We start from the raw sequence: 22,572 nt of genomic DNA, 5'->3' as shown, positions 1-22,572 counted from the left end.
AAGAACCCTTTCGGTTTGTTAATCTAATCGCACAGTCTAAATCAAAGGTCAGGAGATTATTATATGTTTTCATTACAAGATCTGCTCGGCAGTGAGCAGGGAAATCAGGCGGTTGATCAGATCAGCCACAATGTCGGGGCCGACAGTTCGCTGGTCAACACAGCGATTCAAGCCGCGTTGCCCGCGTTAATAAACGGGCTTGTCAACAACGCATCTTCACCGACAGGTGCCGAGAGTCTGAATACTGCGCTTGAAGAAGACCACGATGGCAGTGTTCTTGATAATCTCGGCAGCCTCGCAGGAACGATCTTTGGCGGCCAAACCGAAGCTCCACCTTCACCGGCAATGAATGCAGGCGGTATTTTAGGACATATTCTTGGTGACAAACAGGAAGTAGTCGCAGAGGAAGTGAGTCAAAAGTCGGGGATCAGTTCGAGCCAAGTTATTCAGATCCTTATGTTCCTTGCCCCGATCGTGATGGGTTATCTTGGTAAGCAAAAACAACAGCAAGGCGTCAATGCCGATGGCCTCGGCGGGCTTTTGGGCGGATTGCTCGGCGGCGGCCAGTCACAGGCTCAGCAGCAAAATCAGCCTCGATCCTCCGGTAATTCTATAATTGAAATGGCGTCTAACATGCTTGACAGCGACAAGGATGGCAGCGTGATCGACGATCTGGCATCGATGGCGCAGAAATACATGGCCAACAAATAAATATTCATAACCATTCTCAGGACCGTTGCTTTGCATTCGTTGTGCGGCAACGGTTTTTCATTTCATGAAACAAATATCATGAGCACCTCGTAACCATTCAAACTGAAATTGCATCAAACAGCACAAGATCATTAATAATATCGAGGAATTTTTATGAGCCAAATGACCGTATATCGTCGTTTTTTTGCGGTAGGAATGATTTTTTTATTGGGCATGTCAGCGATAGTGCAGGCACGTCCGATGCCGACGAGTGTTTTTGTTCAGCAGGACGAAAAGAAGAAACTGCCGCCAGTTAACTGGGTTCGCTCTCGAAATATCGATATCAAGCATATCGATGTTGACCTTCGTTTTGATTGGGACAGATCGCAGGCGATAGGAACGGCAACGATAACGTTTGCTCCTTTTCGGGATACGGACAAATTTACGCTTGATGCAGCGATGATGACTATCGATTCTGTAACGCTTGCGAACGGCGGTGACTTGAGATTTAAATACGATGGTAAGGACGGCGACGATAACCTCGAAATTATGCTCGGCCGCGTCTATCGAAGCGGCGAGGATGTTTCGGTAAAGATCGCCTACGAGACAAATTACGTCAATTCCACCGGTGACCAAGCGGGCATATTAGGCGGCTTTGGCCGCGGATTGCGTTTCATCAAGCCGACTGAAGATAACCCAACCAAGCCTCGACAAATTTGGTCGCAAGGCGAGACAGAGTTTAATCGCTACTGGTTTCCGTCATACGACAGCCCGAACGATTTTCGTACGTCTGATATTCGTGCGACTGTCGAAAAGCCGTTCAGTGTTGTTTCAAACGGAAAGCTCGTCGAGACAAAAGATAACGGCAACAACACGCGAACATTTCATTGGAAAATGGATCAGCCGTATTCGAACTATCTTTCCTCGATCGTTGTGAGCGAAACAGATCCGGTAGTTCAGGATTTTGAAGGCATTCCGGTTTACAACTACGGATATACGAATGAAAAAAGGGAAGTGGCCGCAACGGTCAAGAATCTTCCTGCGACAATGAAATTTTTCTCCGAGATCACGGGTGTGAAATATCCTTATCCAAAATACTCACAGGCATTTGTCGAGGATTTTGGAGGCGGAATGGAGAATATTTCGGCTACAACTCAGATTGAAGAGATGATCCACGACGAGCGTGAATTGCTTGATCAAGACAGCGAAGGGCTGCAGTCGCATGAACTTGCTCATCAGTGGTTTGGTAACTATGTTACTTGTCGCGATTGGGGGCAGATATGGCTTAATGAGAGCTTTGCAACGTATATGCAGGCGATGTGGAACGAAAAGCTCAAGGGCCATGATGATTTTCTTTATGCGGACATACGCGGTAATCAGAATTCCACAATAGGTACATGGAATCAGGGCAATAGGCGGCCCATCGTGACCAAGTATTATGCAAACAAAGATTCGATGTTTGATACATACGCTTATCCAGGCGGAGCTTCTGTTCTGCATATGCTGCGAAAACATCTCGGCGACAAGCTTTTCCTTAAATCACTCAATCATTATTTGACCTCAAATGCACACCAACCCGTTTCGACGGAGGATCTACGAATTGCAATTGAAGAAACCAGTGGGCAATCAATGGATTGGTTTTTCGATCAGTGGCTGTATAAGATGGGCCATCCGATCTTTGAGGTCACGCAAAATTATGATGACGCAACGAAAAAATTGACTCTGAACGTAAAACAAACCCAGAAGATCGACATCACCAACGAGTATCCTCAGACTGAGTTTTTCCAGTCCTACGTCGATATTGAAGTCGATAATCGCATCGAGCGTGTATGGTTAAAACCCCAAGCCGACAATGTGTTTATGTTTGATGTCGCGGCCAGACCGAAACTCGTGAATTTCGATTACGAAGGCACAATGCTAAAGGAAATGAAGTTTGAAAAATCTATCGACGAACTTCTTTACCAAATGCAGAACGACAAAGATGTGATTGGACGCCGCTGGGCGATGGGTGAACTCGAAAAGAAAGCATCGGACACAGCTAATAGGCCGCGTATCGTTGAGGCTCTTATAAATTCAGCAGAGAAAGATCCGTTTTGGCGCATTCGCAGGGCAGCGTTGTCGGTCATTGCGAATATTTATTCGCCTGATCCACCACCGGGACAGGAAAGGCCCGCTGTCAGACTCGATGCCAATGTTGAACAATCCATGATGCGTCTAGCAAAAGATACACAGTCGATCATTCGCGGCGAAGCTCTCGAATTACTCGGTGAAACTCAGGACAAGAAATACGCCGATCTTTTCATCGCGGCTTTGAATGATCGCAGCTATGAAGTTATTGACCAATCCGCACTTGCTTTAGGGCGGGTAAAAGATCCGCGTGCTTTTGAGGCGTTGGCAAAACTGACTACTACACCTTCATGGAAAGGCAGGATACAGATTGCCGGACTGAACGGCCTTGCTGCTTTGGGCGATGGTAGTGCGTTTGAGATCGGATATAAAGCGGCTACGGACAAGTCCCTTTCACCAAATATCAGAACGACCGCTCTTGTCATTGTCGGATCTTCAGGAAAAGGTGACCCACGTGCGTATCCTTTGATCTTTGAGAAATTTAAAGCTGCATTGGCCGCGTTGAATATTCAAGGTATCATCAACAGTGCTCAGGCTGTAATCAAGATCGCCGATCCGCGCGGCCAAGAGGTCTTTGACACGCTCAAGGTCAAATTCAAAGATCAGCCTGGTGCGATGGCGGCAATTCTGGGATATGAAGCGCAGTTCAAGGCCGCTCTAAAGCAATAAAAAATATTGCCCGAATTTATGAGACATGTTTATTTGAAAATGAAACTGATCCTGTCCTTTGCAGTATTTTTGGTTCTGACCATAGCGAACCAGATCTTTGCGCAGGCCACTCATATTGAGACGAAGACCGCGCCAGTAACCCGTCAAGAAATGCTGCGCGGTTCAATAACACCCGAACGCGAATGGTGGGATGTTTTGCATTACGATCTTTCCGTTCAGTTTATGCCTCAGACAAGAACGATAAAAGGGTCGAATGCGATTACATTCAAAACTCTCAAGGCCGGGAGCAAGATGCAGATAGATCTTCAGCAACCGCTCAAGATTACTGCGATATTGCACGGCAGCGACAAGCCAAAGTTCGATCGCGAAGGAAATGTTTACTGGGTGACCTTTGATAGAGAATTACAGGCTGGCATTGAGGACAAGTTAGAGATCTTTTACGAAGGCATGCCGGTCGAAAGCAGAAATCCGCCTTGGAGTGGCGGCATAACGTGGAAACGCGACGACCTTGGCAATTGGTTCATTATGACAACATGCCAGGGAATCGGGGCAAGCATTTGGTGGCCGAACAAAGACATTGGCTACGACGAGCCTGATCGCGGAATGAGCATCAATGTCACAGTTCCCGAGAATCTTGTTGCCGTATCAAACGGGCAGTTGAAGGGAATAGATAGCAATACCTTTAACAAAACAAAGACCTTTCGCTGGCAAGTCGTAAATCCGATCAATAACTACGGCGTGAACGTCAACATCGGCAACTATGTCAATTGGTCGGAAAAATATGATGGACTCGGTGGGCCTCTCGATTTAAGTTACTGGGTGCTGGCTCATCAAAAGGAAGCAGCCGTGAGACAGTTCAAAGAAGTTCCGCGGATGTTGAAGGCATTCGAGCATTGGTTCGGCAAATATCCGTTTTATGGGGATGGTTATAAACTTGTCGCCGTCGCATATCCTGGTATGGAGCATCAAAGCTCGGTCACATACGGCAACTGGTTTCGAAACGGTTACCTCGACCGTGATGTCAGCGGCACGGGCATAGGATTCAAATTCGATTTTATTATTGTTCACGAATCGGGCCATGAGTGGTTTGGCAACAATATCTCGATGAAGGATGCGGCCGATATGTGGATCCACGAAGGGTTTACAAATTATTCGGAGAATCTTTTTGTCGAATATCATTTCGGTAAAAAAGACGCCGAAGATTATGTGATCGGTACGCGTAAGAACATCCAAAACGATCTGCCGATAATCGGCACTTACGGAGCAAACCGCGAAGGCTCCGGAGATATGTATTACAAGGGCGGTAATATTTTGCACACGATCCGCAACGTAATAAATGACGACGAAAAGTGGCGTGGAATATTACGCGGCCTGAACGCGGAATTCTGGCACAAGACTGTCACAACACAGCAGGTCGAATCGTATATTACCCAAAAGGCTGGCATTGACCTAAGCAAGGTTTTTGACCAATACCTGAGAACAACGAAGGTACCGCTGCTCAGATATAAAATAGAAGGCAACAAACTGTCGTTCCAATACGACCGCGTTGTTTCGGGTTTTGCAATGCCTCTCCGATTGGCCGTAAATGGTAAAGAAGTTGCGGTAATTCCAGCCGAGACTACGCAGTCGATGACGTTTCCAGAAGAAATCACGAGCGTTGTCATCAATCGCAATTTTTACGTAGAGTCGGAAGCCGCGAAATGATTCGGTGCTTGACTCAAGACTCTGAACTCTCTAAACTCTAAACTGTTAAGTGGTGAGTTATTGCAACTTGCGGCCACGTAAAATAAACCGCTAAACAGCAAAGAGTCAACTCTTAAAGTTTTTATAAACTCTGTGCTCGTTTGGCACAGAGTTTTTTTAATTAGGATGAATCGATCATTCGCATTAATCGGGTTTTTTCTGTTCGTATGTGGGGCCTGTTCCTTAATAAATAGACCGCATCCTACAGATGAATCCTTAATTGAGAACTTTAGAGAGCATCGGAGCGAGTTTGAGGATCTTTTGCAGATGTTCAAAGAAGATCGAAGCGTCGGGCGTGTCAGTGACTTCATACGACCGGCAAATTTTTTCGAAAAGTGTGAAAGTTGGGACGGTAAAGAAGTAGAGATGTCGACTATTCGACATTTGGATTACCGCCGACGATTTCTTATCCTCGGACTGTCGGCGGGAATTGAAGGTTATTGTGAGAAAGAGTCGGTTTATTTTTATGCTTCGACCAAAGGTCTTTCTGTAACTGGTTCATCGAAGGGATATGTTTATACCGTGAAGCAACCCACACTTTTAGTAGATGATCTTGATAAATATTGGTCGCCGGATGGCCAATCTTTTGCCGCACATAGGCATATTGAAGGTCAATGGTATTTATTTCTGGACTACGAAGATTAAATGAAGAAGTTTCTCAATTTACTGGAAGAAAAGATCATCGTTTTTGACGGGGCGATGGGCGTGTCTTTGCAAGTGGCGAACCTCTCTATTGATGATTGGGGCGGACCGAATTTTGAGAATTGCTCCGAGAATCTTCTTTATACAAGGCCTGATGTTGTTGAGAAAGTTCATACGAGCTTTCTCGATATCGGCTGCGATGTGATCGAGACGAACAGCTTTGGCGGTAGCGAGGTCGTCTTGACAGAATTTGGCATCGCGGACAAGACATACGATGTCAACAAAAAGGCCGCCGAACTCGCCAAGAGACTTACAAACGATTATTCGACACGCGACCACCCGCGTTTTGTAGCGGGTTCTATCGGTCCGGGCACAAAGCTGCCGACCCTTGGACATATAACCTACCCCGATTTGAAGAATGCTTATGTTGAACAGGTTCGCGGGCTCATCGATGGTGGTTCTGACGTTCTTATTGTCGAGACGTGTCAAGATCTGCTGCAGACCAAAGCTGCGTTGGCGGCGATCTTTGAGCATTTTGCGAAAACAAAATCGCGAATTCCTGTGATCGCTCAGGTGACGATCGAGGTTTTTGGAACGATGCTCAACGGTACTGAGATCGGTGCTGCTTTGACCGCTCTCGAACCTTTTCCGATTGACGTGATCGGTATGAACTGCGGCACCGGGCCGAAGCACATGACCGACAGCTTCCGCTGGTTGTGCGAGAATTCACCATTGCCGGTCAGCATTTTGCCAAATGCCGGTCTGCCAGAAGTGAAGGACGGCCAGCAGCATTACGATGAGTCGCCTGAGAGTTTTGCAGCTCAAGTCGAGCATTTTGCAAAGGATTTCGGAGCGAACATAGTCGGCGGTTGCTGCGGTACAACACCTGAACATATCAAATTGCTGGTTGAGCGTTTAGGCAGTCTTTCGCCGAAGCAGCGCAATGCAAAACTTGCTCCATCGGCCTCGTCTATCTATTTTCAGCAGCCTTATACACAGGATGCTTCGTTTTTAATCGTTGGCGAGCGGGTGAACGCCAGCGGGTCAAAGAAGATGCGTGATCTGCTCGATGCGGAAGATTGGGACGGTCTCGTCAATCTTGCCAAGTCGCAGGAAAAAGAAGGAGCGCATATTCTTGACGTCAATGTCGATTTCGTCGGACGTGACGGAGTTGCCGATATGCACTCGCTGGCAGCGAGGCTCGCGACAGCGGTCAAGATACCGCTGATGTTCGACTCGACCGAGTGGGAAAAGATGGAAGCCGGCCTCGAACACGCGGGCGGCAAATCGATCTTAAACTCGACGAACTACGAAGATGGCGAACCCCGATTTCTTAAAGTTTTAACTTTGGCAAAAGAATACGGTGCAAGTGTAGTCATAGGCCTTATTGATGAGGAAGGCATGGCCCGCTCGTTCGATGACAAGATCAGGATAGCCCAGCGTGCGTATAAGCACGCGACCGAGTTTGGCCTGTCCGGACACGATATTTTCTTTGACCCGCTCGCTCTGCCGATCTCGACCGGTATCGAGGAAGACCGTAAAAATGCGGTCGAAACGATAAATGCGATTAAACAGATCAAAGAAGAATTGCCCGAGGCCAATATTATTCTCGGCGTTTCAAATATTTCATTCGGCCTGAATCCCGCAGCACGCGTTGTTCTCAACTCGGTGTTTTTGCACGATTGTGTTGAGGCGGGAATGAATTCGGCCATCGTAAACGCATCGAAAATATTGCCGCTGATGCGTTTCAGCGAACATGAGATCGATACTGCCCGTGACCTGATCTATGACCGTCGAAAATTTGACGGCGATATTTGTACATACGATCCGCTCGGTGAATTTTCGACGATGTTTGAGGGCAAATCGGCACAGTCGATCAAGCCGGACATTTCAAATCTGCCGATCGAAGAGAAACTGAAACATCACATCATCGACGGCGAACGCATCGGGCTGGAAGATTCGCTCAAGGTCGCCCTCAAAAAATATCCGCCTCTGGAGATCATCAACGATATTTTGCTCGACGGCATGAAAACGGTCGGTGACCTGTTTGGCAGCGGACAGATGCAGTTGCCTTTTGTGTTGCAGTCGGCAGAGTCGATGAAGGCCGCAGTGAAGTTCCTCGAACCTTTTATGGAAAAGGTCGAGGGCTCGAACAAGGGTGTTCTCGTGCTTGCGACCGTGAAGGGTGACGTTCACGACATCGGCAAGAATCTCGTCGATATCATCCTCACAAACAACGGTTACAAGGTGGTAAATCTTGGCATCAAGCAGCCGATCGACGACATTCTGCGGGCCGCAGAAGAAGCGAAATGCGATGCCATCGGAATGAGCGGCTTGCTGGTTAAATCGACTCTTATTATGCGTGACAATCTCGAACTGATGAATGAACGCAGCATGAATGTGCCGGTCATTCTCGGCGGAGCGGCGCTCAACCGGCGCTATGTCGATAACGATCTTATCCCGCTTTATAACGGCAAGCTTTTCTACGCACGTGATGCGTTTGATGGCCTACACGCGATGGACGAACTTACGAGTGGAGAGGTCGGAGTTGAGAGTGTGGAATCAAAAGCAGCAATTGCGGGCGTTGAGATAGAAACACGCCCAGAAGAAATTCAAACCGTAACCGACACCGAAGATCTTGTAGGCGAGGACGCCAAGCTCGGCGTTGAAGCTGCCCGCGTTTCGACGCGTTCGGTGGGCGATACGACACACACGACCCGATCTGACATTTCCAACGCGATCCATATCCCAAAAACTCCGTTCTACGGCTCGAAGGTTGTTGAGATCAAAGATCTGACAAAGGTTTTCGATTTTATAAATGAGACCGCGTTGTTCAAAGGACAGTGGCAATACAAGCAAGGGCGAAAGTCTATTGAAGAATATCAAGCCATCCTCGACGAGACAGTTTATCCAAAATTTGCTGAGATTAAAGCCAAAGCTATACGCGAAAAGCTGCTTGAGGCGAAACTCGTTTATGGATATTTTCCATGTCAGTCGAGCGGCAACGATCTGATTATTTATGAGGACGATGAAAGGACAGAGCGAATAAGGTTCACCTTTCCGCGCCAACCAATTGAACAGCGTGGAAGCAAGAATCTTTGCCTCGCAGACTATTTTGCATCGGTTGAATCAGGGAAAATAGACGTTGTTGCATTTGATCTCGTCACAATGGGCCGAAAGGCAAGCGAGCACTCAGCAGAGCTTTTCAAAGCTGATAATTACACTGATTATCTTTTGTTCCACGGCCTGTCGGTCGAATCTGCTGAAGCCTTGGCAGAAATGTGGCACAAACGCATTCGTGAAGAACTTGGCATCGCCGGTAATGATGCCCCTGAAATGACAAAGTTGTTTCACCAAGGCTATCAGGGCTCACGTTATAGTTTTGGCTATCCGGCGTGTCCAAATATTGAAGATCAGACCAAGCTTTTTGAATTGCTAGATCCATCTCGCATTGGTGTTGAATTGACGGATGAATTTATGCTTGACCCAGAGCAATCGACCTCGGCAATTATTCTTCATCACGCGGACGCAAAATATTTCAATATTGAATAGATTTTGCATGAGATTTTTAGATTAAAAAGCCGGTGAAAAGATTTGATCTCTTCACCGGCTTTTTTACGTAAGACTGAGAATCAGGTGTATTTAGTACCTAAACGCGGTCATCGTCGGTTTATCGCCGCTGGCTCCGAACTGGAATGCGATGAACGCTCCGTTCGAACTGTTTTGGCGATACCAGGTGCCGTCTGATGGTCGGAAGACATTGATGTCAGCCTTGCCGTCGCCATCAAAATCACCCGGTGCCGGTATGTCGTTAGCCAGCCCGAACACCTTGTAGTCATAGACCGAATTTGAACTGTACTTCAGATACCAGATGCCGTCTGATGGGCGAAAGACTGCAAAGTCCATCTTATGATCGCCGTCGTAATCGGCCGGAGCCAGTATGTCGGTTCCAAAGCCGAACAATTCACCATAGAGCGAACTATCCGAACTGTTTATCCGATACCACGCGCCTGTCGAAGGCCTAAAGACCGCAATATCCGATTTACCGTCGCCGTCAAAATCTCCGACGGTTGGCTTGTCTTCGGTTGCGCCGAACTGAATCCCTGTGTAAGAACCATCCGAACTGTTCTGTCGATACCATGTTCCCGTCGAAGGCCGATAAACAGAAACATCCGACTTGCCGTCACCATCGTAATCGGCAGGAGTTGGAAGGTCCTCCGCAAGACCAAACACATAATACTCAACCACACCATTGCTGCTGTTGAAGACATACCAAATTCCCGTCGAAGGCCGATAAACAGCAATGTCCGTCTTGCCATCGCCGTCATAATCAGCTGGAGCTATTTTGTCCGTTCCAAAGCCGAACAAAGTTCCATAAAGCCCAGCTTGCGACTGCTGGATATACCAAGCTCCATCCGCTGGACGAAATACCGAAATATCTGTTTTGCGGTCACCGTCATAGTCAAAGGCCGCTCTGCCAGAAGGCGAACCTGTTGGCGTAGCGGTTGCAGTGTTAGTAGCCGTCGGTGAATTGTTCGGCGTGTTTGTCGCAGTGGGCGTTGGCGAGACAGCGACGGTCGATGTTGATGTCGGAGTCGGGCCTCCTGCACAAGGTGCTGCTGCGGTTCCCGTATTCCTGGGCACGGGATCCGTTACAACATCGAAGTCGTTATTGTTGTTGTTCGTGTCCTGACAGCCGTTTAACTTTCTTACACCGCCTTGTGTAGAAGTGAGTGCGGCACCATTGTTTACGGATGTTCCGCCTTCGCCGTTGCCCGTCGCACCGTTACCGCCTGATCCATATGCCGCCCAATCGACGATAAATGAAAGTTGTGTAGCATCGCACGGGGTTGCCGTTGCTCCGCAGGTGTTTAGTGCGAGTCCGGCAGTTACGAGAGCTACCTTGCCGTTTGTTCCCGACATCGTAAGATTGGTTGTCGTCGCATCAGGTGTCACTGGAAATGGAGCACCAGCCGTTCCTACTGGCCCAAGTTGGACAAGATAATATTGCCCCGGATTTAGGCTGACATCAGGTAGTGCGAATGCATTTCCAGCCGTACTTGCAAAATTGCCTGTCGCGGAGCCGTAATACAAAGATAATCCGTTCAGCGAGCGGGCAGTGGTGCTAACGTTCTTTAGTTCTACGTAATCATTCAAGTATGTTCCAGTTGCGCCGCCGCCGCCGCCGTTAAACTGGCTTATCACAAGCGTTGATCCCTGAACAGGGCTTGGGCTTGCCGATGGTGTGAATGTTGCGGTCGAAGATGCAGTTGCAGTGTTCGTAGGCGACGGAGAGCCGGTTGAAGTCGCTGTGTTCGTGGGCGTCGGGCCGCCGCTGCAGGAAGTCGTGGTCGTGGTATTGCGCGGAACCGGTGCCGTTATTATTTCGAAGTCAGCATTGTTGTTGTCCGTGTCCTGACAGCCGCCGTTCTTCCTTACATTGCCCTGAACCGATGTTAGCGATGCTCCAGCATTCGTAGCCGCTCCGCCTTCAGCGTTATTTGCCGTGCCCCATGCAACAAGATCTATGATAGCGGCGTTCGGTAGCGTACAAGGTGTGGCCGACCCTCCGCATGTGTTTGGCAACAAAGCAGCGGTCACGAGAGCAACCTTTCCGTTTGTTCCTGACATGCTGAGATTCGTCGAACTCTCATCCGCTGTAACTGGCAGAGGAGCACCGGCGGTTCCAGGGTTAGATAGTTGGATAAGATAGTATTGCCCGGGCTGAACTGTTCCGCCTGTGAGGGCGTATGCATTTGTTGAGGTACTCGCAAACTGTCCCGTTGCCGAGCCATACATTAATGACAGGCCTGCCAGCGACTGTGGACTCGATGAAATATTCTTCAGCTCGACATAGTCGTTAAGGTACGTTCCGGTGGAACCGCCACCTCCGCCGTACGCCTGACTGATAACGAACGTTGTCGAAGCAAACGTGCGCTGGGCAGTGTCGGTATTTTTTACCGCGTCCGAATCGTGATTCACTTGGACTGCTTTTGTTGTGCTTCCAACACCAAAAAAATCTTTTACCGATTCGATAAATGAATTTTGGGCCGCATTTGCTCCCGCAACCATTAATGTTAAATATGTTATACCGATGACCGCTGCTATTGCGGGCCTCGCCGCTGCACGTTTTCCAGGCCTTTGACTTCTATACATATCCAATGACTCCTCAATTATTTTCTAATAAATCCTTTTAATATCGCCGAAAACCTCTCTCCATCGTCGCGGCGATCGCTATTCTCGGTTAATACCTAAGACATCTGTCTGTTTTCTCGAATTATATGCTAATTTAGGCCGATCTCAAAGTTAAGTTTGCATTACATCTTGCAACAAAAAAAGACGGACAGGCAAATGTTGCCCGTCCGTCTTGAATGCCCGCCTATGGCGGGGCTGAGTGCTAACCGCCGTTATTCCTGCGGATCGGCCGTGAAGTTTGCATCGACGATATTATCGACGAGGCTCACCACTTGGGTCGGGTTGCTGAAGCTGTAACGGTTCGAAATAACCGTCACTATGTATGTTTGACCGGTTATCAAACCTTCAACTGAGTAATAACCAAACGATCCAGTGGTTACGACGAGTGGCTGCTCAAGCGATCCGCCTGAAACAACGATCTTCGCATTGCGTATGCCCGCTCCGTCCGCAGTTGCCACGCGGCCTGAGATCGAAGCACTTGCAGCCGTAGCCTGGATGAACTGCAGCTGCCAGCCGCCGTTTACACAGCCGGTGATGGCGTTCACTCGTGAGAGTAAACCTGCGTCATCACGCATGTACAAGCTCCATGTACCGTTCGAGTTCGTGTTGCCAAAGTTGCCGAACAACGTCTGGGTTCCAATGCCGCCGACGGTGCTTCCCGGTTCGTTATAAGGTGCCGGAGGTGCCGGTGCAGGGAAGACTCCTTGTCCCGGTTCCCATGTGGTTGGCTCAAATGACCCTGTCGTCAATGGTCCCGAATCAGGCAATACCTGTCCTGCTGCATCGTCGAAGGTTAGATTCACTCCAGGCGAAGCCTGCGGAAGAGCTCCGCCTGCATCAGCCATAAGAACAAATTTCTGTCCTGCCGGGCCTACCAGAAGGAAGTCCATGTTGTCCGGGAACTGATGTTGTACACCAAACAACGTAACTCGTACAGTCTGGATCTGAGTCGGTCCACCCGTGACGGTGATCGTCGAAGGATAGAGATCAGCCTGAGTGCCGAGTGTGGTACACATAGCAGCACTGTTTGCAAATACCTGTCCAACAGGCGTTCCCGTCGGTGTTGCCGTTGCCGTATTTGTCGGTGATCCTGCTGCTCCGACCGTAACGCTTCCGTTTGTCGTAAATGCCGGAGGATCGCCTTCGTTCCACGTAAATCCGGTATGGAAGATCTGATTCGGATCCGTGTAGTCCGCAAAGGTCAGCGGTGATGACGTTCCGTTAGCACCTACAACCGTGAACCTCAGATTTATCAGAGTTCCAGCTCCTGCCAAATTCGCGGCCTGGAATGCTGAGATTATGAAGTGTCCGTTGAAGGTTGCATTAGGCGTGATCGACATCGCACTGCTAAGTGTGCCCGTCACATCGAAACATGCATTTCCCGTACACGCTAGGCCGCCAGCCGGCTGTAGTACTGCAGGGTTGTAATCGATGTTTAGGTCATACGATATGATCCCGCGACCCGTAGTGTCACCGACCGTGATCGGAATCGTGATCGTCGAGCCCGGTGAAGCACTGACATTCGGCAACGACACTGTCACTGGCGGTGTTCCCGTTGCCGTCGGAGATGCAGCGCCCGTCGGTGTATTAGTCGGAGTGTTCGTCGAAGTTGCGGTCGGGGTGCTTGTCGACGTTGCCGTCGGTGTTCCACAGGCTCCGCCGCCGTTGAGAATGAACGGAATATCCTGTGCCGCTAGGGCTGTTCCCGTGTCGATCACAGCGGCATAGGTCGTCGGAGCACCTATCGTGCCTTGAACTGCGTTCGATCCGGGCTTGTTCACCTGTCCGAGAATGCTCACCGGCGGTACGAACGGGCCTGATGCTCCTGTTCCGCCAAGTTGGAATTCCAGCCAATAGGTTCCGGCCGGAAGTGTTGTGCCGACATTTGCTATCGTTGCCATTATCGGCCTTGTCGCTCCTGTCGGGGCTGCATCCGTAGCTCGATATGCTCCGCTCCATGCCGATGATGCAAAGCGATTTGTCGTCAGATCGCCAAACACCACCGTGCTGCCAACCGCACCCGGAACTCCGTTCCAGATCTGTACTCGTGCAGTGTTAAATGTGCTGGGTGATGTAGCCGATCCCGTCTGATAGCCGTACAGCGTTACCGTATTGATCGTCCATCCGCCCGCAGGTACCACAAAATCATCTGCCAGCGTATTTCCAGGAGCCGTTGTCGTTGACCCGAATCCAAGAATGTTCAACCCGAGCCCTGTCTGCAATGCACTTAGCGGTGCTCCTCCTACTCCGCCCGTCGGATTTGTCACTAGCGGGCCGTTGTCAAATAAAACACTTGGGCTGCATGACGGACTTGCCGACGGAGCACCTGTTGGCGTGTTCGTCGCTGTTGCCGTTGCGGTTGGCGTATTGGTCGATGTATTTGTCGGTCCCGAAGTTGGAGTATTTGTCGGGGTGTTTGTTGGCGTACTGGTGGAACATGCCCCGATCAACTCGACTCCACTTATTACCGTACCAGACGCGGATAAACCGTCGGCGACGATCACGCGTCCATCGGGCAACGTGCCCTGTGCATGGCCCGCACGCGGGCTTATCATATTTGGGCCGGCACTGAACGTGCCAGCACCGATATTGAATATGCGTGTGGTATTATCTGCGGCGAAAGCGGTGTTTGCTCCGGAAACTATTAGCAATTGGCCTGTACCGTACGGCGAAATGCCGCCATAGTTGCCGCGTGCTGCGGTTCCTGCCGAACCGATAGTCGTCCAACTGTTCGCCACAGGATCGTAGCGCAGTAGAGTATCTGTCGCAGTAAACTGGGTTCCCGTTAAACCGCCGTATAGATAGATTAGCCCGTTGGCCACAGTAGCATAGGTGTTAGTTCGTCCACTAGGTACTACTGCCCCAGTGGTCCATACGTTTGTGGCTATGTCGTAGATGAAGTTGGTGCTCAGAGCGTTGTTGAAGTCATCACCGCCCATGACGTAGAATTTGCCGTTGACTACGGCTCCGCCACCCGCCTCGACAATACCGGGCATGTTCGCTCCGCTACTCCAGGTGTTCGTTGCGATGTCGTAGATACTAAGGGTATTGAGAACTGTAGTGCCGCCGGTGAAACCGCCAGCGACAAATATCTTGCCAGTTCCGGCACCCATAACGCCTTGGCTAATAGCGACAGGCAATGGGGCAAGCGAACTCCACGTGTTTGTAGTCGGATCGAAACGCTGGAATTGGTTAGAGATTATCGGCGTTGCGTCCGCACTCTGGCCGCCGGCAATGTAGAACTTGCCATCCGAACCGACGGCTCCTGGAACCGCATAACCCGCCGGATTTGCAGGCGGACCGGCTACCCAGGCACCGCAAGGCGTTGATGTTGCCGTCGCAGTCGGGGTTGCGGTATTGGTAGGCGTCGACGAGCCGGTCGAAGTTGCGGTTGGTGTTGGCGTGTTGCCGCTGCCCGCTGTTACCGTGAAATTCGTGTTGGAAATATCAAAAAAGATGTTGCCAACTGCTTCGACCTTGATTCTCGCGGTGGTAGATGGCGTGTTCGGAATCAATACGTCTTGGCTTCCGTCATTGGCCGTGCTGGCCGCAAGGACGGTTGGGAAAGTATTTCCACCATCAGTTGACATTGAGATTCTTACATTCGCCGCATTTACAGGTGCGCTTGATGTGTTTGCAACGTCCCAGGTAACAGTTTGGAACGTATTGCCGACGAATGAAACAGCAGTGTTCGGAGATGTAACTGTGAATGGGCCGCTGTTGCCATCGACATTGACTAAAGAAGTAGCGGTGTTGATACCGCCGGTTCCCGGATGATTGTCACGAGCAACAACCTGAAACGTCATCGTACGAGTGATTGACGGCAGAATTTCTCCGGTGAGGAATCCGCCAGTACTCGTCGGAGGAACGTTCGCATTGTTCAAGATGTTAGTTAACCTAGGGAAAGTACGGGTTCCGCTTGCCGTTGGCAGAAACGGCCTGAAGATCGGCCTGGCTTGTCCGTCCTGATCAGAGTTCAGCGTAGTGGTCGGAGCCGGACCGAGATCATATTCTTGCCAATCATATGTTATCGAATCACCAGCGTCCGGATCAGTAGCGGTTGCCGTTAAGGAAAACGGAGTCAGCTTAGGAATATTAAAGTTGCCAGGTCCGGTCACTGTCGGCGGCGTGTTGCCTGAGGCAGTCGTAACCGCGCAAGTGTTGCCTTGGCCGGTTTGGCTGTAGGCGACAATAACTTCGAGGCTCTTCACATGAAAAGTGTCGATACTGTTGTTAGCAAGGTCCTGCGGTGCGCAGAGGCCTGCGTAGGCCATGATCGTAATACCGCTACCTACCTCGTAAGCAGAACCAGCCGACCTGTTTCCACCACCGCAGCCTCCAGCCGTGCTGTTGAAAGTGTGGTTTGCTCCCCATTGATGGCCCATTTCGTGTGCCACATAATCGATCGCGAAGGGATCGCCAACCGGATTTGGCAAGCCGGTGGTTCCGCCCCCTTTACTTGCTCCGCAGGGTACTCCCAAATTAGCGACGCCGCCGCTGCCGGTAGTAAATACATGGCCGATGTCGTAATTGGCAGTGCCGATAACCGTGTTCAAATTTGGTGTATTCTGGCCCAATGCTTCAGTACCGTTGCCGTAAGGATCATTCGCAGATGTACAAGCCGTAGAGCCGCCCGGTACCGGGCAAGTGAGGTTGTCGCCTGCATAAACTATAAGGTTATTGTTTGCAATGATGACCATTCGCATCGCGAGGTCTTTTTCATACACGCCGTTTACGCGGTTCATGATGAGAACCTCGGCGGCAAGACATCCGGCAACCGTATTTCCGCCGACTGCGGAGCAATATTCATTATTGGCTGCAAGGGCGAGACGATACGTTCTCAATTGAGTTCCTGATGTTACTTCAGGAGCCGGAGCGTTAGCGGTAGGTCTTGATAGAAATTCAAACGACTCCAGTTCCTTGTTAAGACGTGTAACAGCATCAAAGCCGGTTTCGTCTTTTACTTCGCACTCGAAGCCATTTGACGGCCTTTGTGCGTCGTTCTTAAAGTAGCTAATGTAATTATCGGTGTCGCCTTGCGCGTAAGGATCTACCATCACAGTTCCATTTGTCGAGAAGATCATCGAATGGAAGCCACTCGGAAGAAAGTCAAAACGAACGAATGCAGTAGGATCGTCAATACCGAATCCGCGATAGGTTTCTCCTAGTTCCGGATAGTTTTTCAACAGCCCGCGTTCGACGATCAGCGAGTGTTCGATCTGAAAACGGCCGAACGATCCATCGGGCATTGGCAAACTCAAAATAACAGGTGCTCTACCCGAAAATTCTTCCGGAGCCTGGTTCAACAATGCCTTCAAGGCCGCTTTGTTGAGGCGAAATGTCTCGTATGCGGACGGCAGGCGGGAATTGTCTATGCCCCGCGGCTGCAATAGCGCTTTATCTGTTTGCTCCCAGACATTGTCTGAGGATCTCTGTCCCGCCATTACAACTCCGGCCATCAAGGCCATTGCTGCTAATAACAAGACTATTCTGTGATTCCACTTGATATACATAACGAACAGGCTCCTTTATAGATATAGATCTTTTGGTTTTCGAATATCGCGTCTTTATCGGCAGGATCTGCCGGACGAAACTACAAAGTTAACGTACAAAACAAGAAAATCTTTTAGATAGGCTAAAAGCTTTAAGAATTTAATTCGTATCATATAGAAAAAACAAGGGATTGTCTAACCAATTTAATTGCACAACGAAATTTTTTTTGCATTTCCCTGAGTGCTAAACTTGGCGTTTGTATATGTCAAACAAACTCGCTCCGTCCGATCCAGCAGCAAATTCTTTGGAAGCCGTTAAACCGATGGTTCCCGAAGTAGCCGAGATCGGTGCGCTCGACACGGTGGAAAGCATTGGGTTTCGCCTTGCGCACCGAATGAATTTGGGCGTTTGGAAGCGTGTGTTGACGTTTTGTCAGCGGCATATCGGTTCGCTCTGGATCTATCTGGCGACGTATAACCTGATGAACGTCTTCGGCCTAGAGAATATTGAAAACAGCGATGTAAATAAGCCGCTTTTGCTTGTTGCGAACCATCGCTCTTTTTTTGATATGTACACGGTGTCGAGCGTCATCTTTCGCCGCACGAGACGTCCCGTCAAATTATTCTTTCCGGTGCGAGGCAAATTCTTCTACGATAGCCCCGTCGGATGGCTGGTTAATTTTGTAATGGGCTGGTTTTCGATGTACCCGCCTTTTTTTCGAGAGGCAGGGGACGCGAAAAAGAGGGAATTTGACAAATATTCGATGCGGCGGCTCATACAGCTTTGCACAACGGGCCGCGGGCACATCATCGGCTTTCATCCCGAAGGCCAGCGCAAACTCGACGGCGACCCATATAGCTTGCTGCCCGCTCAACCTGGCGTCGGAAAGATCATTTACGCGGCTCATCCGCAGGTAATACCGGTATTTATTGCCGGTTTGGGCAACGATCTTCCAAAACAGGTGCTTGGAAACTGGCGCGGCGGCGAGAAAGTACGCATTTGGTTCGGCGAACCGGTCGATCTCTCCGAGTTTTACGAAAAAGGCGACCGCATCCGCACCCACAAAGAGATCGCCGACCATCTAATGGCCAAAATTGGCGAACTCGGCAGTAAGGATAAGCTGGAATTAGGTAGGCGGTTAATTGATTAACAAACAGTGGAAGGGAACATTGCAACACAAGAAAGGCCGCTTTTAGAGATGTCGCAAAGGCGGCGTTGGGCCGTAGTTGCGGGCGTAATGACAGGTATGGCTATCGCGGCGCTCGAAGCGACCGTTGTCGGCACTGCGATGCCGACGGTCATTGCATCGCTTGGCGGCATAAATCATTACAGTTGGGTGTTTTCCGCGTATTTAGTAACTTCGACGGTGACCGTGCCGGTTTGGGGCAAACTGTCCGATCTTTATGGCCGCCGGATAATGTATCAGCTCGGGATCGGCGTCTTTTTGCTCGGAACTTTGCTTTCGGGCATGGCAGGCTCGATGACGCAGCTGATAATTTTTCGCGCTATTCAAGGTTTGGGTGCGGGCGCTCTTATTCCGCTCGGAATGACCATCATCGGCGACACTTTTACATTAGAAGAACGCTCAAAGATGCAGGCGTATTTTAGCGGCGTTTGGGGCTTGTCGAGCGTCATCGGCCCTGTTATCGGCGGCTTTATCACCGACCAGATCTCTTGGCGATGGGTGTTTTTTATCAATCTCCCTATTGGGGTAGTCGCCGCTCTGATCATCGGATTTGCCCTAAAAGAGCCAAAGGTCACGCAGAAACCAACCGTCGATTACGCCGGAGCGGCCCTCCTTATGATCGCGATCAGCCTGCTGATGTTGGGAATGGTCGAGGGCGGCGGTTCGCTTGATACTATTTTTTCGGGCGAGAATCTGTTGATCTTCGCCGGTGGCTTTCTGCTGCTGGGATTATTTGGATGGGTCGAGAAAAAGGCTCCTGATCCGATCATTCCGTTCGGGCTTTTTAAGAATAGAACCGTCGCAGTTTCGGTTGCCGCAGGTTTTCTTGGCGGCATCGCGATGTTTGGAGTCATATCCTACATACCGCTATTTGCACAAGGTACGCTTGGAATGACTGCCACAAAAGCCGGATCGCTTTTGACGCCATTGATGCTTAGTTGGGTGACGATGTCGGTCGTTGGCGGACGATTATTTTTAAAGTTGGGCTACCGGATGATCACGCTCGCGGGATTTATCCTTATGACGATCGGTTTCGGCCTGCTGGCTATGTTCGGCCCCGAAACGCCGCAATACCGCTTGTATATCGACCTGATATTGATCGGAGCGGGATTAGGATTAACGATGCTGACGCTTTTGATCGCGGTCCAGCAAGCCGTCGAGCGAAGCCAGCTTGTCATCGCGACCTCGCTGAACCAATTCTCACGCGCTATCGGCGGAGCGTTCGGTGTCGCGATCATGGGTGCGATATTGACATCAGGCCTTGCCTCTCACCTTCAAAAAGCCGCGCTCAGCGAAAACAGCGTCATCACAGTCGAACAAGCGGCAGCCTTTGCGTCAAACCCAAACGCCCTGATCGAGCCTCAAGCAAAGGCCGGCCTTAGCACCGAAACTTTAACGGTCCTGCAAAAAGCGATGGCGGCCGCGATACATCCTGTCTTTTGGATGGGAGCTTTTGTATGTGTGATGGCCCTTTTTGTGACGTTTATGTTGCCGGGAAATGGCCAAACGCCCGATGAACGTGAGACCACAGACGACTGCGGCGAGACAATGCTGATGGCCGAACAAACGACTATAAACGCCAGAAATCAGCCTTCGTCACAGGATGGATCAGGTTGATCATTTATCGGTTTTCGGTTCGGTTGCTGAGTTTGAATTAGAATTACCAGCCGCGACCTGATTCTGCTCGGTCTCTTGTTTTAGATCTTCTGCGGATTTCCATCCGGCCTTTTTGAGTAATTCGATAGCAAACCGCACCGGCACGGCCATATTTGCGGCGGTATTTTCGGTAAATACGCCGAAATTAACGCCGATCACCTTGCCCGCTTGCCCAAACAGCGGAGCGCCGCTGCCGCCCTCCGCGGTTTTTGCATCGTGAACGATGCGTTTGGCGTCGAGATCGGTGATCGCACCCTGCGTGGTAAGCGGAACGATCTTTTGCGACTGCGCGAGGAAGTTGATCAGGTTCTGCCGCGAATTGCCGAAACGCTGGTTGATCGATTTGGCTTCATCGTCATCGACCATCGCGAGCAAACGGTCAGGCCCGCTTGGGTAACCCATCGTAACAACCGTTTTGCCTACTGCAGCCGATTCCGAATCGACCTCAAGCGGAAGCGACGGTATTTCTGCAGGGATCATCGCTGGATCGATCGTCGCGATCGCTACGTCTTCACGGCCTCCGACCTGCCGGACTTTTAACGGAAAAGGCTGTGCAAAGTTTGGAAAGTAGATGACAAGGCGTTTGACACGAGCTCGACCATTTGCGGCCTTCATCATTTGCTTGACCTGCTCGTCTTCTTCCCAGGGCTGAACGACGTGGCGGTTCGTGACGATGTAGCCGCCGCCGACATGAAAGCCCGTCCCAATAAAATCGTATTCGACCGTCGAACCGTTGCCTTCGGTCGTCAAACCGATCTGCGGCGGCATATTCGCGCGGTTGGGGTCTTCGGACTGCGAAGGCTCGAAAGGATTTGGCCTGAAGGACTGCGGATCGGCATAGCGCAAAACCTTGCCGCTCTTTTTATCGACCAGATCGTAAACGCCGACGATCAGGCAAACGCCGCCGCCATACTCTACCCGCAGATTTGGTGCGAGCGAGACGGTTCTGATCAGATCTTTGTTCGATTTATCCAGATCGCCGAGTTGGCCGGTTGTTTCCTCAAGCTTTAGTTCGAGGCGTTTGATGACCTGGCTTTGCTCCTCTGATATTTGGCGGCTTTTTTGCAGTTCGTCACTGACAGCATAGCCGATGTACAAAATGCCGCTGATAAATCCGACAGTGAGTACGAGGGCGATAAGTTTGGACGTCCATGAGATCTCACGTGAGAGTTCGCGTACAAATTCGCGTAAGAAAGCTTTGGCGTCGTCGCGTTTCGCTCCGCGTGCTGACTCGATCGCCGCATCCTCGATGAACCGTGAGATCTGCGGCTGTTCGCGATTGGTCGTGATTAGAGATGATTTGGTCTCAAGCGAAAAGAACGCAAACGAGATGTCCGAATCATCCACCGTGATAACGTCGCCGTCAGCGATCGCGATGAACCTTCGCATCGGCTTGTCGTTAATTTTGAGATCGAGCGTGGCATCAAAGTCGGTGATACGGTAGCTGCCGTCGGCGTTCTCAAGGTCGAACCACATCCCGCGACCGCTCGATTTCGGCGTGTGGATCTGCAGGTCGCTGTACTCGTCCGAGCCGACCCGAATTCGCTCGTCTGAGAAGAATTCGGTCCGCTTTTCCGTGCCGACCGTGATGTGGATAATAATGCCGACTGCCATCGTGTTCGTCGGAACGCAGGCTGCTAGCCTGCGTTTGGACTGACGAAAGAAATTCTAACATAAAACCGTAATGCCGCGTCGCACGGACAGCGCTTATAACGAATGACTCGCAGGCTGGCAGCCTGCGTTCCGACGCGCTACGCTATTCACATGGCAAAGCCGAAATTCATCACCGACCGCGAAGAGCTGGAAAAGCTCGCACCGATGCTCAAGGCGCCGATTCAGAGGCAGATCTTCGTCTGCACCGGCAAATCCTGCAAAGCTGTCGGCGGCGAGGAGGTAAAGGCCGAGTTCGCCCGCATTCTCGAAGCGAAGGGCCTGCGTCAGGGCAAAGAGTCAAAGGGCCGCAACCCGCTCGGCTCGGTGCTGCTGACCGAATGCGGCTCGATCGGCTTCTGCTCGATCGGCACCGCCGTAATGGTCTATCCCGACGGCACGCTCTACGCCCAGGTCCAACCCTCAGACGCCGCCGAGATCATCGAAGAACACATCGAAAAAGGAAATGTCGTCAAAAGACTGGCGTTGATGAAGTTAGGGAATGACGATTAGAATAAGAG

11 protein-coding genes are annotated in these 22,572 nt (G+C 50.5%); 8 read left to right on the top strand and 3 right to left on the bottom strand.

What is annotated here, in order from left to right; translation table 11 throughout:
* Window positions 1-63 precede the first annotated feature (63 nt).
* From IPL32_01510 to metH, 5 genes are all read left to right on the top strand, one after another.
* Complete coding sequence (locus IPL32_01510; protein MBK8464484.1) at window positions 64-711, top strand: DUF937 domain-containing protein; 648 nt, start codon at window positions 64-66, stop codon at window positions 709-711.
* A 153-nt stretch (window positions 712-864) separates the two neighbouring features.
* A complete protein-coding gene (locus IPL32_01505) occupies window positions 865-3,486 on the top strand; it encodes a M1 family metallopeptidase (protein ID MBK8464483.1) in 2,622 nt (873 codons plus the stop codon).
* A gap of 39 nt (window positions 3,487-3,525) precedes the next feature.
* The gene (locus IPL32_01500; protein ID MBK8464482.1) at window positions 3,526-5,190 is read left to right on the top strand and encodes a M1 family metallopeptidase; all 1,665 of its coding nucleotides are present in this window, start codon (window positions 3,526-3,528) and stop codon (window positions 5,188-5,190) included.
* A 306-nt stretch (window positions 5,191-5,496) separates the two neighbouring features.
* On the top strand, window positions 5,497-5,874 hold the full coding sequence (locus IPL32_01495; GenBank protein MBK8464481.1) for a hypothetical protein: 378 nt from the start codon (window positions 5,497-5,499) through the stop codon (window positions 5,872-5,874).
* On the top strand, window positions 5,875-9,423 hold the full coding sequence (metH, locus tag IPL32_01490; protein ID MBK8464480.1) for a methionine synthase: 3,549 nt from the start codon (window positions 5,875-5,877) through the stop codon (window positions 9,421-9,423). It abuts the gene before it with no gap.
* A gap of 90 nt (window positions 9,424-9,513) precedes the next feature.
* Here the strand turns inward: metH and IPL32_01485 are convergent, their stop codons facing one another.
* Window positions 9,514-12,027 carry a lamin tail domain-containing protein gene (locus tag IPL32_01485; protein ID MBK8464479.1) on the bottom strand — a complete coding sequence of 838 codons (2,514 nt, stop codon included), beginning with the start codon at window positions 12,025-12,027 and terminating at the stop codon, window positions 9,514-9,516.
* A gap of 251 nt (window positions 12,028-12,278) precedes the next feature.
* Window positions 12,279-17,549, bottom strand: a complete 5,271-nt coding sequence (locus tag IPL32_01480; GenBank protein MBK8464478.1) for a hypothetical protein — start codon at window positions 17,547-17,549, stop codon at window positions 12,279-12,281.
* Window positions 17,550-17,821: 272 nt separating this feature from the next.
* Here IPL32_01480 and IPL32_01475 point away from each other — a divergent pair, with 272 nt between their 5' ends.
* Both IPL32_01475 and IPL32_01470 read left to right on the top strand, forming a co-directional pair.
* A complete protein-coding gene (locus IPL32_01475) occupies window positions 17,822-18,709 on the top strand; it encodes a 1-acyl-sn-glycerol-3-phosphate acyltransferase (GenBank protein MBK8464477.1) in 888 nt (295 codons plus the stop codon).
* Window positions 18,710-18,715: 6 nt separating this feature from the next.
* Window positions 18,716-20,362 (top strand): MFS transporter, encoded by a 1,647-nt coding sequence (locus IPL32_01470; protein ID MBK8464476.1) that lies wholly within the window; start codon window positions 18,716-18,718, stop codon window positions 20,360-20,362.
* Here IPL32_01470 and IPL32_01465 read toward each other — a convergent pair whose 3' ends face one another.
* Complete coding sequence (locus tag IPL32_01465) at window positions 20,363-22,015, bottom strand: trypsin-like peptidase domain-containing protein (GenBank protein ID MBK8464475.1); 1,653 nt, start codon at window positions 22,013-22,015, stop codon at window positions 20,363-20,365. It lies immediately after the preceding gene.
* 150 nt (window positions 22,016-22,165) lie between these two features.
* On the opposite strand from IPL32_01465, the gene IPL32_01460 reads away from it, so the two are divergent.
* Complete coding sequence (locus tag IPL32_01460) at window positions 22,166-22,564, top strand: (2Fe-2S) ferredoxin domain-containing protein (GenBank protein MBK8464474.1); 399 nt, start codon at window positions 22,166-22,168, stop codon at window positions 22,562-22,564.
* The last annotated feature ends 8 nt before the right edge of the window (window positions 22,565-22,572 follow it).

The sequence above is a fragment of the Chloracidobacterium sp. genome, from assembly GCA_016711345.1.
Classification (GTDB): Bacteria; Acidobacteriota; Blastocatellia; order Pyrinomonadales; family Pyrinomonadaceae; genus OLB17.
Note: the sequence above shows the minus strand (reverse complement) of the source record. Positions and strands in the feature narration are given on the sequence as shown.